17 protein-coding genes are annotated in these 13,386 nt (G+C 36.3%); all 17 read left to right on the forward strand.

Going from position 1 to position 13,386, the window contains the following annotated elements:
- Positions 1-15: 15 nt before the first annotated feature.
- The 17 genes from TEPIRE1_RS05875 (at position 16) to rnc (ending at position 13,352) form a co-directional block, all read left to right on the forward strand.
- The gene (locus TEPIRE1_RS05875) at positions 16-657 is read left to right on the forward strand and encodes a transporter associated domain-containing protein (protein WP_013778246.1); all 642 of its coding nucleotides are present in this window, start codon (positions 16-18) and stop codon (positions 655-657) included.
- Positions 647-1,765: a tRNA guanosine(34) transglycosylase Tgt gene (gene tgt / locus TEPIRE1_RS05880; RefSeq protein ID WP_013778247.1), complete on the forward strand. Its 1,119-nt coding sequence runs from the start codon at positions 647-649 to the stop codon at positions 1,763-1,765. The genes TEPIRE1_RS05875 and tgt overlap by 11 nt, the downstream gene beginning before the upstream one ends.
- 172 nt (positions 1,766-1,937) lie before the next feature.
- Positions 1,938-2,225 carry a preprotein translocase subunit YajC gene (gene yajC, locus TEPIRE1_RS05885; RefSeq protein ID WP_013778248.1) on the forward strand — a complete coding sequence of 96 codons (288 nt, stop codon included), beginning with the start codon at positions 1,938-1,940 and terminating at the stop codon, positions 2,223-2,225.
- 91 nt (positions 2,226-2,316) lie between these two features.
- The gene (locus TEPIRE1_RS05890) at positions 2,317-2,700 is read left to right on the forward strand and encodes a TIGR04086 family membrane protein (RefSeq protein ID WP_013778249.1); all 384 of its coding nucleotides are present in this window, start codon (positions 2,317-2,319) and stop codon (positions 2,698-2,700) included.
- 71 nt (positions 2,701-2,771) lie between these two features.
- Positions 2,772-2,921 (forward strand): six-cysteine ranthipeptide SCIFF, encoded by a 150-nt coding sequence (scfA, locus tag TEPIRE1_RS14240; RefSeq protein ID WP_013778250.1) that lies wholly within the window; start codon positions 2,772-2,774, stop codon positions 2,919-2,921.
- Between the two features lie 113 nt (positions 2,922-3,034).
- On the forward strand, positions 3,035-4,276 hold the full coding sequence (gene secD, locus TEPIRE1_RS05895) for a protein translocase subunit SecD (protein WP_013778251.1): 1,242 nt from the start codon (positions 3,035-3,037) through the stop codon (positions 4,274-4,276).
- A 12-nt stretch (positions 4,277-4,288) separates the two neighbouring features.
- On the forward strand, positions 4,289-5,158 hold the full coding sequence (secF, locus tag TEPIRE1_RS05900) for a protein translocase subunit SecF (protein WP_013778252.1): 870 nt from the start codon (positions 4,289-4,291) through the stop codon (positions 5,156-5,158).
- Between the two features lie 13 nt (positions 5,159-5,171).
- Positions 5,172-5,480 (forward strand): phasin family protein, encoded by a 309-nt coding sequence (locus TEPIRE1_RS05905; protein ID WP_013778253.1) that lies wholly within the window; start codon positions 5,172-5,174, stop codon positions 5,478-5,480.
- Between the two features lie 165 nt (positions 5,481-5,645).
- Positions 5,646-6,230, forward strand: coding sequence for a transcription factor FapR (fapR, locus tag TEPIRE1_RS05910; RefSeq protein WP_013778254.1), 585 nt, complete (start codon positions 5,646-5,648; stop codon positions 6,228-6,230).
- Between the two features lie 22 nt (positions 6,231-6,252).
- Positions 6,253-7,239, forward strand: a complete 987-nt coding sequence (gene plsX / locus TEPIRE1_RS05915; RefSeq protein ID WP_013778255.1) for a phosphate acyltransferase PlsX — start codon at positions 6,253-6,255, stop codon at positions 7,237-7,239.
- Positions 7,240-7,256: 17 nt separating this feature from the next.
- Positions 7,257-8,237 (forward strand): beta-ketoacyl-ACP synthase III, encoded by a 981-nt coding sequence (locus tag TEPIRE1_RS05920; protein WP_013778256.1) that lies wholly within the window; start codon positions 7,257-7,259, stop codon positions 8,235-8,237.
- Positions 8,238-8,267: 30 nt separating this feature from the next.
- Positions 8,268-9,227 (forward strand): enoyl-[acyl-carrier-protein] reductase FabK, encoded by a 960-nt coding sequence (gene fabK / locus TEPIRE1_RS05925; protein WP_081460114.1) that lies wholly within the window; start codon positions 8,268-8,270, stop codon positions 9,225-9,227.
- 15 nt (positions 9,228-9,242) lie between these two features.
- A complete protein-coding gene (fabD, locus tag TEPIRE1_RS05930) occupies positions 9,243-10,178 on the forward strand; it encodes an ACP S-malonyltransferase (RefSeq protein WP_013778258.1) in 936 nt (311 codons plus the stop codon).
- Between the two features lie 3 nt (positions 10,179-10,181).
- Positions 10,182-10,922, forward strand: a complete 741-nt coding sequence (gene fabG / locus TEPIRE1_RS05935) for a 3-oxoacyl-[acyl-carrier-protein] reductase (protein ID WP_013778259.1) — start codon at positions 10,182-10,184, stop codon at positions 10,920-10,922.
- Positions 10,923-11,005: 83 nt separating this feature from the next.
- Positions 11,006-11,245 carry an acyl carrier protein gene (acpP, locus tag TEPIRE1_RS05940; protein WP_013778260.1) on the forward strand — a complete coding sequence of 80 codons (240 nt, stop codon included), beginning with the start codon at positions 11,006-11,008 and terminating at the stop codon, positions 11,243-11,245.
- 139 nt (positions 11,246-11,384) lie between these two features.
- A complete protein-coding gene (gene fabF / locus TEPIRE1_RS05945) occupies positions 11,385-12,626 on the forward strand; it encodes a beta-ketoacyl-ACP synthase II (protein ID WP_013778261.1) in 1,242 nt (413 codons plus the stop codon).
- Between the two features lie 9 nt (positions 12,627-12,635).
- Positions 12,636-13,352 (forward strand): ribonuclease III, encoded by a 717-nt coding sequence (gene rnc, locus TEPIRE1_RS05950; RefSeq protein WP_013778262.1) that lies wholly within the window; start codon positions 12,636-12,638, stop codon positions 13,350-13,352.
- Positions 13,353-13,386 lie beyond the last annotated feature (34 nt).

Below are 13,386 nucleotides of genomic sequence, written 5' to 3' on the forward strand. Positions count from 1 at the left end.
GTGGGTTATGTGAAAATGAAAATATCTTCGAGGATTGCAAAGGCTGTTATTATATTAGAAGCTATATTGGCATTCTTGCTTGCTCTTGGTGTTGTTATAGGTTCTGCTGATATTTTAAGATATTTCAAAATTATATATTATACGCCTGCATTGGAAACATTTCCGGTAATGCAGACTTTTTTAGGGCATATCCTAACATTGGTAATTGGTTTAGAGCTTGCGGTGATGCTGGTTAGACATACTCCTTCAAGCGTAATTGAGGTTTTACTATATGCAATAGCTCGCAAAATAATAATTGAATCTAAAAACATGTTTGATATAGTTTTAGGAATAGTTGCCATAGGTGGCTTGTTTTTTATTAATAAACATTTCGATCCGGCAAGAACCTTTATTACAGACATAAATATTGTTAACCCTGCCACTCTTGTTAGCGACTTAAACAAAAAGTTAAAAATTAATATTCCTGAAAGCCTTGGCAATACTATAGGTGGCGTGGTATCAAAAGTTTGCCAAGAAAGCGGTGAAAAACTGGTAGAGGGTAAGAGCCTAAGAATTGCTGATGCAGAAATAACTATCCTAGCTATGGACGGCGAATTAATCAGAGAATTAAAGGTAATAAAGTGCGAAGAAGAGGATGATTTACACTATGAACTTTAATATTTTAAAAAAATCTGCAAATACTTCAGCAAGATTAGGAGAACTTGAAACCCTCCATGGAAGTTTTGCAACTCCTGTATTTATGCCTGTTGGTACACAAGCTACTGTTAAAACCATGACTCCGGATGAACTAAAGGAAATAGGTGCAAAAATAATATTAAGCAATACGTATCATTTGTATTTAAGGCCGGGTCATGAAATTATTAGGGAGGCAGGAGGATTACATAAGTTTATGAATTGGGACGGCTCTATTTTGACAGATAGTGGAGGCTTTCAGGTTTTTAGTTTAGGAGAATTGCGGGAGATAAATGAGGAAGGAGTAACTTTTCGCTCACATATAGACGGTTCGATTCACTTTATTGGTCCTGAAACATCCGTAGAAATACAAAATGCTCTCGGCAGCGATATAATGATGGCTTTTGATGAGTGTATTCCTTATCCTGCTACCTTTGAATATGTTCTAAGTTCTGTTGAAAGAACTACAAGGTGGGCCGAAAGATGTCAAAAGGCACATAATAACATAGATACTCAGACATTGTTTGGAATTGTTCAAGGTGGAGTTTATAAAGAATTAAGAAGAAAAAGTGCCATTGATATAGTGTCACTTGGATTTGAAGGTTATGCGATTGGTGGGCTGAGTGTAGGTGAACCTAAAAAAGAAATGTATGATATGCTAGATTTTACAGTTCCACTTCTCCCTGACGATAAACCCAGATATTTGATGGGAGTTGGGACACCGGAGGATTTATTTGAAGGAGTTATTAGAGGCATAGATATGTTTGATTGTGTCTTACCTACGCGCATTGCAAGACATGGCACTGTATTTACAAAAAAGGGAAAACTCGTTGTTCGAAATGCAGCTTACGCCAGAGATTTTACGCCGCTTGATCCAAGCTGCGATTGTTATGCGTGTAAAAATTTTACTCGCGCCTATATTCGCCACCTGATTAATGTCGGTGAAATATTAGGCATAAGACTGACTACGATACATAATCTACATTTTCTTGTAACCCTAATGCAAGAGATACAAAAAGCAATTGAAGGCGACTACTTACTGGAATTAAAGGATGAGTTTTATGCAAACTTTGGAATATTGCAATATATGTAATTAAATTTTTATACAAAAACTAAAAAAGCGACTAAATAATGCTGTACAATAAACCCGATTTTTAAAAAATAATTAATGGCAAATTACCGGAATAAAAAGGATTTCTTATTTTGACCTAGAACTAAATAAATATCTAAATAAATATTTTAATTGAAAGGATGGAATCAAAAAAATGAATACAGCAACATTTATGCAGCAGTTTGGGCCGATTATAATCATTTTTGCAATTTTTTATTTCTTAATAATTCGGCCACAACAAAAGCGTGAAAAAGAGCGCAGAGATATGCTTTCGAGCTTGAAAGAAGGTGACGATGTTATAACGGTAGGAGGTATATATGGCAAAATTCTTAACATAAAAGATGATGTAATTACTCTTGATGTTGGTGATAAGATAAAAATAAAAGTGACAAGAACGGCCATTGGAAATATATTAAAGAAAAGGGAAAAAACCGAAGATTAATCACGGTGATAAAAAGCAAGAGAAAATCTCTTGCTTTTTATCATATTATACCTCTTTTTAAATAGATTATAATAAAGGGAGGTAGATTGATATGAAATCATCAGCAGATAGCAAAAAAATAGACTTTATAAGAATCTTAAAAGGTGTTGTTAGGGCGTATTTATTTACTTTATTCCTATTTCTAATATTAGCCTTATTAATATATTTTACAAGTGTTTCTGAAAGCATTATTCCAAAAGCTGTGATTATTATAAGTGCTTTTAGTATTTTTTTAAGCGGCATTGATGTGACAAGGAACATAGATAGCATGGGATGGCTGCATGGGGGGCTAATAGGCTTTTTGTATATTGCGATTTTATTGATGCTAAGTTTTTTAATTGTGCCATCATTTTACTTTAAATGGGATATCGCAATTGACCTTTTTCTAGGGTTTCTTACAGGAGTCTTGGCAGGAATATTGGGAGTAAATATTTAATTTTTCTTTTCAAGACCAGCATTTTATGCTATAATATTCTAAGATTACAGCGATGGAAGGAGAAACTAGTAATGAAACATATAATACCCTTATATAAAGGTTGCTTGAACAAAAAAGAAGATCTTATGTATAAAGGCTGTGGAGAATGCCAATCTTCGTGCCAGTCAGCTTGTAAGACCTCGTGCACTGTAGCCAATCAGGTATGTTCTAAGGAAAAATAAAAGGCCTGTAAGGCCTTTTTTTATGTGCATAATTCAAGTTTGTTGACAACTAAATAAAACCGGATATATAATTAAGATTGTATCAACGTAAAGAATGGGGGAAAGGACCTAAGATGAATTCACAAACAAAAAGCCTCATAAAAATTGCCGCTATAGTCATTGTTGCAGCTATTTTAGCATATGCGACACTATATGGTTTCCAAATAGCCGGATATAAGATTATCCCTATAAAAGAATCCATAAAACTGGGCCTTGATTTGCGAGGTGGTGTGTCGGTCCTACTTGAAGCTAAGCCAAAGCCTGGTGAAAAAGTAACCGATGAAAAAATGACAGGAGCGGAAAACGTTATACGTAGCAGAATCGACCAACTGGGAGTTACAGAACCTGTTATAGTAAGGCAAGGAGATACCAGGATTTTAGTAGAGCTTCCAGGAGTTGAAGATTCGCAGAGAGCGTTAGAAATTATTGGTAAAACAGCATCACTTCAATTTGTCGGGCCTGACAATGAGGTTATTCTGACTGGAGATAATGTCAAAGACGCAAAAGCAGTTTATGGCCAGCAGAATGAACCAATGGTAAGCTTGAAGTTTGACTCTGAGGGTGCAAAAAAATTTGCTAAAGCAACAGAGAAATATTTAAAACAGCCTATTGCTATAGTACTGGATGAACAACTAATATCGGCTCCCACTGTCGAAGATGTAATAACAAACGGTGAAGCGGTTATAACCAATATTCAAAGCATTGAAAATGCTGCAGAATTAGCTGCACTTATAAGAGCAGGTGCTTTACCTGTTGATCTTGAGCAACGTCAGGTAACGACTGTAGGGCCAACTTTGGGTGCTGATTCGCTGAATAAAAGTTTAAAAGCCGGTTTAATCGGAGTAGCTTTGGTTTTCTTGTTTATGTTGTTTTATTACAGAATCCCCGGTCTAATAGCAGATTTTTCTTTATTGGTATATATAATGCTTGTGTTGATAATTTTTTCAGCAATAGGTGCAACATTGACATTGCCGGGTATTGCGGGTTTTATCCTTTCGATAGGTATGGCTGTGGATGCAAATGTATTAATTTTTGAAAGAATGAAAGAAGAACTGAGAAATGGTAAAACTTTAAGAGCTGCAGTAGATGCTGGATTTCACAGGGCTCTTACCACAATTATTGATTCAAACATAACTACAATTATAGCAGCTGTTGTTCTTTTGTATTTTGGAACTGGGCCGATAAAAGGCTTTGCAGTTACTTTGATAATAGGTATTGCAGTGAGTATGTTTACAGCAATAACAGTAACCAGGGTGATATTGATAAATTTGGTTAATACGCGGTTATTTACAAACAAAAAACTTTTTGGCGTATAAGAGGTGGAAAAAGTGAAAGTATATAAGATAATAGAGAAAAAACATATATGGTTTGGTATTTCCCTCACAATAATTGCTCTGGGTCTTGTATTTATGGCAATGCACGGCTTTAACTGGGGTATTGATTTTACCGGTGGTAATATGCTGCATTTTGACATTCAGCAGACTTATGAATTGTCAGAAGCAAGGAATACTTTGGAAAAACTTGATATAGATTTTGAAGCTAAAAAAGCTGGTGACAAAGGCCAAGAGTTAATAATAAAGACAGTTAATTTATCGAAGGAAATGCAAGATGAGATTCTTGATGCATTAAAGCAAAAATGGCCGGATACTAAGCTGGTTAGGGCTGAAACTATTGATGCCGTCATTGGTAAAGAATTACAAAAACAGGCTGTTATTGCTTTGATTATAGCAAATATAGGAATGCTTATATATATAACCTTCAGATTTGAATTCAATTCGGCGTTAGCCGCAGTTTTAGCATTATTACATGATGTTATGATCGTCTTAAGTTTTTATGCCATTTTCTACATTCCGGTGGATAGTACAATCATAGCAGTAATTCTTACTATAGTTGGATACTCCATAAATGATACAATAGTTATTTTTGACAGAGTCAGAGAAAATCTTAAAAATATGAGAAAAGTTTCTTTTGAGGAAGTGGCTAATCTTAGCATTTCTCAGACCGTAACAAGGTCTGTAAATACTTCGTTGACTACGCTTTTAACTATTACTGCTTTATTTTTATTTGGCGGTGAAACGATAAAGGATTTTACACTAGCATTGATTGTTGGTATAGGTGCCGGAACATATTCTTCAATATTTATTGCAAGCCCTTTATGGTCAATGTTTAGGGGAAAACTCAAAACAGCAAAAGCGTAAGTGAGGTGAAACGATGTTAAAACAAATACTTTATGCAGGAATTGGTCTTGCTACCGTTACAAAAGAAAAGGCCGAAGAAGTCATTTCAGAGCTTGTTAAGAAAGGTGAAATGTCACAAGAAGAAGGAAAAGATGCTCTAAATACTCTCATGTACAGGATGCAGGAGGAAAGCGAAAAGTTAAAACAAAAAATCAATGAGCAAGTTGACAATGCGATTGTATCTATGAATCTTGTCAAAAAGACGGAGTTAGATGAAATCTTACAAAGAATTACCGAATTAGAGAAACGATTAGATGAAATCCAAAGCAAAAAAGAGGTTTAATTATTAAACCTCTTTTTTGCTTTATTTGTTAATGTATCTTCGAAGTAGATAAATTTAAAAAATCTGTTATTTATTTTTATAAATTGCAAACTATTGATTTTTAAATTAATATAATATATACTATTAGCATCTGCTCCTAAAAACAACTAATATTGGGGTGATTTATTGTCAAAAAGAGGGTTGTCAAAAAAAACAAGGCAAATGCTTCTTATTAAAACAATTGCCGAAGACCCTTTTTTAAATGATGAAGAGTTGGCGGAAAAATTCAATGTAAGCGTACAGACAATACGCTTAGACCGGATGGAATTAAAACTACCCGAGCTCAGAGAAAGGATTAAGGCGGTAGCTGAGGATAACTATGCTAAAGTTCGTTCTATTGATGTAGCCGAGATAGTTGGGGAATTAGTGGATCTCGAATTGGATAAAAGAGGAATATCAATTTTAGAAACGACAAATAAAATGACTTTCGGAAAGACGAAGGTTATAAGAGGTGACATAATTTTTGCTCAAGCTAATTCTCTCGCCATTGCTACCATTGATGCAAAGGTTGCATTAACAGGAGTTGCTAACATCAAATATAAATTGCCGGTCTATGCAGGCCAAAAGCTTGTAGCTAAAGCAGAAGTAACAAGGGTCCGAGGAAACAAGAAATTCGTTTTTGTCAGGACATATGTCAAACAAAAAGAGGTTTTTAGAGGCAAATTTATCCTTGTATCCCTTGAAGCGGAGGATAACAACACAGATACATAGATAAAGGAGGCAGCGGCGGTAATTGAAAATTTTAGTTGATGCAATGGGAGGAGATCATGCTCCCGAAGAGATAGTTCAAGGTGCAATTAACGCTTCAAATGATTCGGATATAGAAGTTGTTTTAGTAGGCAATGAAAATAAAATAAAACCTTACTTGCGAGCATCTAAAAAATCTATTGAAATAGTAAATGCTGAAGAAATAATTACATATGACGAGCAACCTGTAGCTGCTATTCGAAAAAAAAAGGATTCATCCATAGTTAAGGGGCTTAGACTGTTAAAGGAAGGCAAGGCTCATGCAATGGTATCGGCGGGTAGCACTGGAGCGTTAATGGCTGGAGGGTTATTTATTTTAGGCCGATTAGAAGGTATTGACAGGCCAGCTATTGCTACGTTGTTTCCTACTGCTAAAAATCCGGTTCTGCTGTTGGATATTGGAGCAAATAGTGAGATAAAACCCAAAAACTTGGTTCAATTTGCCATGATGGGAAGCATCTATACGGCTGAAATTTTAAATAGAGAAAACCCGAGAGTGGGACTGATGAATATTGGCACTGAAAAGGAAAAAGGGAATTCAGTGATAAAAGCGGCATATTCTGATTTGAACCGGTTAGAAAATATTAATTTCATTGGAAATATTGAATCTCGAAACATATTTGACGGCAATGCTGATGTAGTAGTTTGCGATGGTTTTACCGGAAATATATTTCTAAAAACAATAGAAGGATTTGGAATGTATATATTTAAACAATTAAAAAAAGAAATAAAAAGCAATATTGTGTATTCATTGGGTGCAGCATTGATGAAACCGGCAATAAATAAAGTTCGAGCGAGCATGGACTATGCCGAACATGGTGGAGCCATGTTTTTAGGTATTGATGGAGTACTGATTAAATGTCATGGCTCTTCAGACAGAAAGGCTATTGCAAATGGGATTAAAGCTGCTTGCAGATTTGCCGAAGCAAACATCAGTGAAAAATTGAAGCAAAATCTCGAAGTGACCTTATAAAAGGAGAAATAATTAAAATGAGAGCTGGAATTATTGGAATTGGTTCTTATGTGCCAGACAAAGTTATATCTAATTTTGATTTGGAAAAGATTGTTGATACATCTAATGAATGGATTGTTGAGAGAACTGGGATATATAACAGGAGAAAGGCTGATTACAATATTTGTTCTTCGGATTTAGGAGCTGAGGCAGCAAAATATGCTATCAAGAATGCTGATTTAAAACCTGAAGATATTGATCTAATTATTTCTGCTTCCTCGAGTCCTGATAGAATATTCCCTGCCACAGCTTGCATTATACAAAAAAAAATTGGTGCAAAAAATGCTGCCGCACTAGATATTCAAGCTGCTTGCAGTGGATTTATTTATGCGTTGACTACTGCAACCCAATACATCATGGCAGGCCAATATAAAAATGTCCTTGTAGTTGGAAGTGAAGTGCTTTCGAAACTAACCGACTGGGAAGATCGAAACACCTGCGTGCTCTTTGGCGACGGTGCCGGTGCAGTTGTTTTAAGCGAAGTCGAGGATGGAGGAGTGTTGGCTAGTATTTTAGGTGCAGATGGTGATGGGTCAGAACTTCTTGAATTACCGGCCGGTGGTACGAAGGAGCCTGCAAGCTTCGATACAATAGAAAATCGCAGGCATTATATCAAAATGGAAGGTAATGAAGTATTTAAGTTTGCGGTTAGGATTTTTGAGGATTGCACCAAAAAAGTTATTGAAAAGTCTAACCTTTCGTTGGAAGACATAGATTGTATTGTTCCGCACCAAGCCAATATAAGAATTATTGAAGCGGCTATAAAACGACTAAAGTTTCCACGAGAGCGTGTAGTGATAAATCTGGACAAATATGGAAATATGTCATCTGCATCCATTCCTGTAGCACTAGATGAAGCCTTTCGTACTGGAAAAATAAAAAAAGGACATAAGATAGTATTAGTAGGGTTTGGAGCAGGATTAACATGGGGTGCAAACCTTATTGATTGGAGTTTATAAAATTGGAGCAGAAAAATAGAAGCGGCAGTGATGCCTAGGAGGAAAAAAATGTTTGATACTAGAGTTTGCGATTTACTGAATATCACATACCCCATAATACAAGGTGGCATGGCTTGGGTAGCAACGGCAGAACTTGCAGCAGCAGTGTCAAATGCCGGAGGACTTGGAATAATTGGTGCTGGTAGCGCTCCGCCCGAACTGGTAAGAGACGAGATAAAAAAGGCAAGAAATCTCACGGATAGATCTTTTGGTGTTAATGTTTATTTTATGTCGCCATATGTCGATGAAGTTATAAATGTTATCTTGGAAGAAAAAGTGCAAGTAATAACTACAGGCGCCGGGAATCCTAGCAAGTACATCCCTCAATTAAAGCAATCAGGTACCAAGGTAATACCGGTTGTTTCTTCTGTAGCATTGGCACGCAGGCTGGAAAAGTCCGGTGCGGATGCCCTGATTGCCGAAGGCATGGAATGTGGTGGGCATATAGGTGAATTAACTACTATGGCAATGGTTCCACAGATAGTTGATGCTGTCAAAATACCAGTTATTGCAGCCGGCGGAATAGCAGATGCGAGAGGATTTGTTGCGGCTCTGGCCTTAGGTGCTGAAGGCGTCCAAATGGGTACTCGATTTGTATGTGCAAAAGAGTGCACAGCAAATAAAAATTTTAAAGAAGCAATAGTTAAGGCAAAAGATAGAAGCACAGTAATAACTGGAAAAACTACCGGGCATCCGGTGAGAGTTTTGAAAAATAAATTAACCAATCGCTTCGAAGAACTGGAAGAAAGATGTGCTTCGATTGATGAATTAGACGAACTTGGCAGTGGTAAGCTCAGATTAGCAGTTGTTGAAGGAGATGTTGATAATGGCTCTGTAATGGCAGGCCAGATTTCCGGTTTGATTAAGGATATAAAACCTGCCGCGGACATTATAAAAGATATTATTATGGGTGCTGAAGATTTAGTAAAAAAACTACATAATTTAATTTAACAAGGAGGTTACCGCGTGGGCAAGATAGCATTTATTTTCCCGGGGCAGGGTGCACAAAATGTTGGTATGGGTAAGGATTTATATGATAATTTCCCTACAGCACGTAGAATATTTGATGAAGCTGATAAATCCTTGAAAGAAAAGATATCAGAGATATGCTTTAACGGTCCGGATGAAAAATTACAAGAAACAATTAATACACAACCGGCTATTTTAACACATAGTATAGCATGTTTTTCCATACTAAGAGATAAAGGGATTATGCCGGATATAGTTGCAGGTTTAAGCATCGGTGAATATTCCGCATTGGTTGCCGCTGAGTCTATAGAGTTTAATCAAGCAGTGCCGTTAGTGCAAAAACGTGGCAAATATATGCAAGAAGCGGTACCTCTTGGAGAAGGAACTATGGCTGCTATTTTAGGTCTTGAAAGGGAAGAAGTATTGCAAATTTGCGATACTGCTTCAGAGGAAGGAATAGTTCAGGCAGCCAATTTCAATTGCCCAGGTCAGATAGTTCTGGCTGGTGAGGTTAAAGCAGTAAAGAAAGCAATTGAGCTGGCAAAAGCCAGAGGTGCAAAAAAAGCAGTAATACTTGCTGTGAGTGCACCGTTTCATTGCAGTCTGCTTAAACCGGCTGCTGATAAGCTAGCCAATGAATTAGAGAAAGTTGAAATAATGGATAGTAAAATTCCGGTAGTTTCAAATGTTAATGCTGAGATTGTTAGGAATAACTGTGAAATTAAACAGCTACTGATAAAGCAAGTGTTTTCTCCTGTATTTTGGGAAGACTGTATTCGATGTATGATAGACTATGGTGCCGAAATATTTATTGAGGTAGGCCCTGGTAGGGTATTAAGCGGATTTATGAAAAAAATAAATAAAAGCCTGACGGTTTTAAATGTGGAAGACGCAGAATCGCTTTATAAGACGATTAATTATTTTGGAGGCTGAGCAATGGGTATTACGGATAAAGTATGCTTAGTTACAGGCGGCTCAAGAGGTATTGGAAGAAGTATCTGTTTGGAATTGGCAAGAAACGGTGCTCACGTTATTGTTAATTATTCTTCTGACGAGAAAGCTGCAACACAGGTAGTAAATGAAATAGAGCTTCTAGGGAAAAAAGCTAAAATGTATAAAGCCGATGTATCTAGTTTTGATCAGGTAGTAAATATGGTTGATAATGTATATAATGAATTTGGAAAGATAGATATTTTAGTTAACAATGCAGGTGTTGCAAAAGATGCTTTAATTCTTAGGATGACGGAAAAAGATTGGGATAAGGTGGTCGCAGTAAACCTAAAGGGTGTTTTTAATGCTTCAAAGGCCTGTGCGAAATATATGGTTAAACAAAAAGAAGGAAAAATAATAAATATTTCTTCTATTGTAGGTATTTATGGAAATGCTGGTCAGGTTAATTATGCAGCAGCTAAGGCCGGTATAATAGGCTTTACAAAATCCCTTGCAAAAGAATTAGGTAGCCGAGGTATTACAGTAAATGCAGTTGCACCAGGCTTTATAAAAACTGATATGACCTTCTCTTTGCTTGAAAAAGATGCCGATATTAGCAAAAATATACCATTAAAAAGAGTAGGAATGCCTGATGATGTAGCTAATGTTGTAGCCTTTTTAGCATCAAAAAAAGCTGATTACATAACAGGCCAGGTAATTGTTGTTGACGGCGGTTTGACCTTATGATGGATTAACAAAGAAGAATTATTTTATAGATAAAGCTAGTTTAATATGCTAGGGCATGAAGCTGAGAAGGGAGGTGAAAAACAGTGGATGCAGAGGTATTAGACAAAATAAAACAAATTATTGCGGATCAATTAAGCATAGATGAGGATGAAGTTGTTCCAGATGCTTCATTTATTGATGACTTAGGAGCAGACTCTCTTGACATTGTTGAATTGATAATGGCCTTTGAAGAAGAATTCGATATAGAGATACCTGATGAAGATGCGGAAAAAATAAAGACTGTACAAAATGTTATAGATTATATAAAAAACCATTCCGCATAGTACTAAAACGTCCCGTAGCTTCATTTACGGGACTTTGTTTTTATATTATTTAAATGTAAATGTTTTAACTAAGTGCTATATTCGGGAGCATCCCATTTAAATAAAAATTAAGAGATCGTAAACTTTTGGGAGGATTAGAATGGATAAGAAACGAGTAGTAGTAACAGGAATAGGTGTAATATCACCTGTTGGTATTGGACTGGATAAATTCTGGAAATCACTTATAGAGGGTAAATCGGGTATTGATACAATTACTACTTTTGATACTGATGATTTGCCATCTAATATAGCCGGAGAGGTTAGAGATTTTAATCCTGAGAATTATATTGAAAAGAAGGAAATTAAAAGACTGGATAGGTTTACACAGTTTGCAATTGCAGCAACAAAAATGGCATTAGAAGATTCAAAACTGAATCTTTTGCAAATTGACAGGACAAGAGCGGGAGTTATATTGGGTTCTGGGATTGGTGGTGCCACGACATGGGAAGAACAGCATAGTGTGCTTTTAGAAAAGGGCCCACGGCGTGTCAGCCCGTTTTTCATTCCCATGATGATTATTAATATGGCATCAGGTCAGGTTTCTATGGCTTTTGACTTAAAAGGGCCAAATTTTACAGTTGTAACGGCTTGCGCTTCGGGTACTAATGCTATAGGAGAGGCTTTTAAAGTCTTGCAGAGAGGTGATGCAGACATTATTATATCAGGCGGTACTGAGGCACCTATAACAAGGCTTTCGATGACAGGATTTTCATCAATGAAGGCACTATCAACAAGAAATGATGAACCCAGTAAAGCCAGCCGACCTTTTGACAAGGACAGAGATGGTTTTGTGATGGGTGAAGGTGCAGGAATAATAATAATGGAAACACTTGACAGTGCGTTAAAAAGAAATGCTAGGGTTTATGGTGAAATCATAGGTTATGGGTCAACGGCAGACGCATATCATTTAACACAACCATCACCGGATGGTGAGGGGGCTGCTCGAGCAATGAAAGCTTCTATACTGGATGCGGGGATTTTGCCTAATGAAGTTGATTATATAAATGCGCATGGCACTTCAACGCCATTAAACGATAAGTTTGAAACTTTAGCCATAAAGAATGCATTTGGTGAACATGCATATAAACTTGCCATAAGTTCTACAAAATCTATGACTGGGCATCTACTTGGAGCGGCAGGTGCCATTGAGTTTATTGTTTCACTTCTTGCAACTTTTAAAAACGAGATTCCTCCTACAATTAACTACGATAATGCTGATCCCGAATGTGATTTGAATTACGTTCCCAATAGGGCAATAAATAGAACTGTAAATGTAGCTCTGTCAAACTCAATGGGTTTTGGAGGACATAATGCCAGTGTGATAGTTAAAAAATATAAATGAGGTAAAAGTATGTGTATAGATGAAAAAAGGTTTCAACAACTTATGATTTTACAAGAAAATATTGGTATTCAGTTTAATAATCTGAATACCTTAAATCAAGCATTTATTCACCCCTCCCTTACTAATGAAAAAGAAAAACCATATCAAGAAAATAATCAGAGATTAGAATTCCTTGGCGATGCTGTATTAGAATTAGCCATAAGTGAGTATCTTTACAGGCATTACGATTTTCTTACCGAAGGCCAAATGACAAAAATTCGAGCATTTACTGTCTGTGAATCGAGTCTGGCTCAGATTGCAAGACAACTTTTTTTAGGAGATTATCTGATTCTGAGTAAAGGAGAAGAAAATACTGGTGGCCGAGAAAAAGTTTCCATTCTTGCAGACACACTGGAAGCATTAATAGGAGCTATATATATTGATAAAAATTATAAAACCACATATGATTTTATAATTAAAAATTTAGAAGCAATTATTTTTAAGGCCATCCAAGGTGAATGGGGCACAGATTACAAAACAGATCTCCAGGAACTCTTACAAAAATTTGATGAGGACAAAATACTTTATAATGTAGTAAATGAATCTGGGCCGGATCATGATAAGCTATTTTGCGTTGAGGTTGTCTGGAAAAATAAAATTTTAGGCACCGGTATTGGAAAGAGCAAAAAACAAGCAGAACAGAATGCAGCAAAAGAGGCTTTAGATAGAATGAATAATGAACTATAAAATATAATATTGCAAAAAGAAGGAAATTTGAAAC

It is taken from the genome of Tepidanaerobacter acetatoxydans Re1 (assembly GCF_000328765.2).
In the GTDB taxonomy this organism is placed as follows: domain Bacteria; phylum Bacillota; class Thermosediminibacteria; order Thermosediminibacterales; family Tepidanaerobacteraceae; genus Tepidanaerobacter; species Tepidanaerobacter acetatoxydans.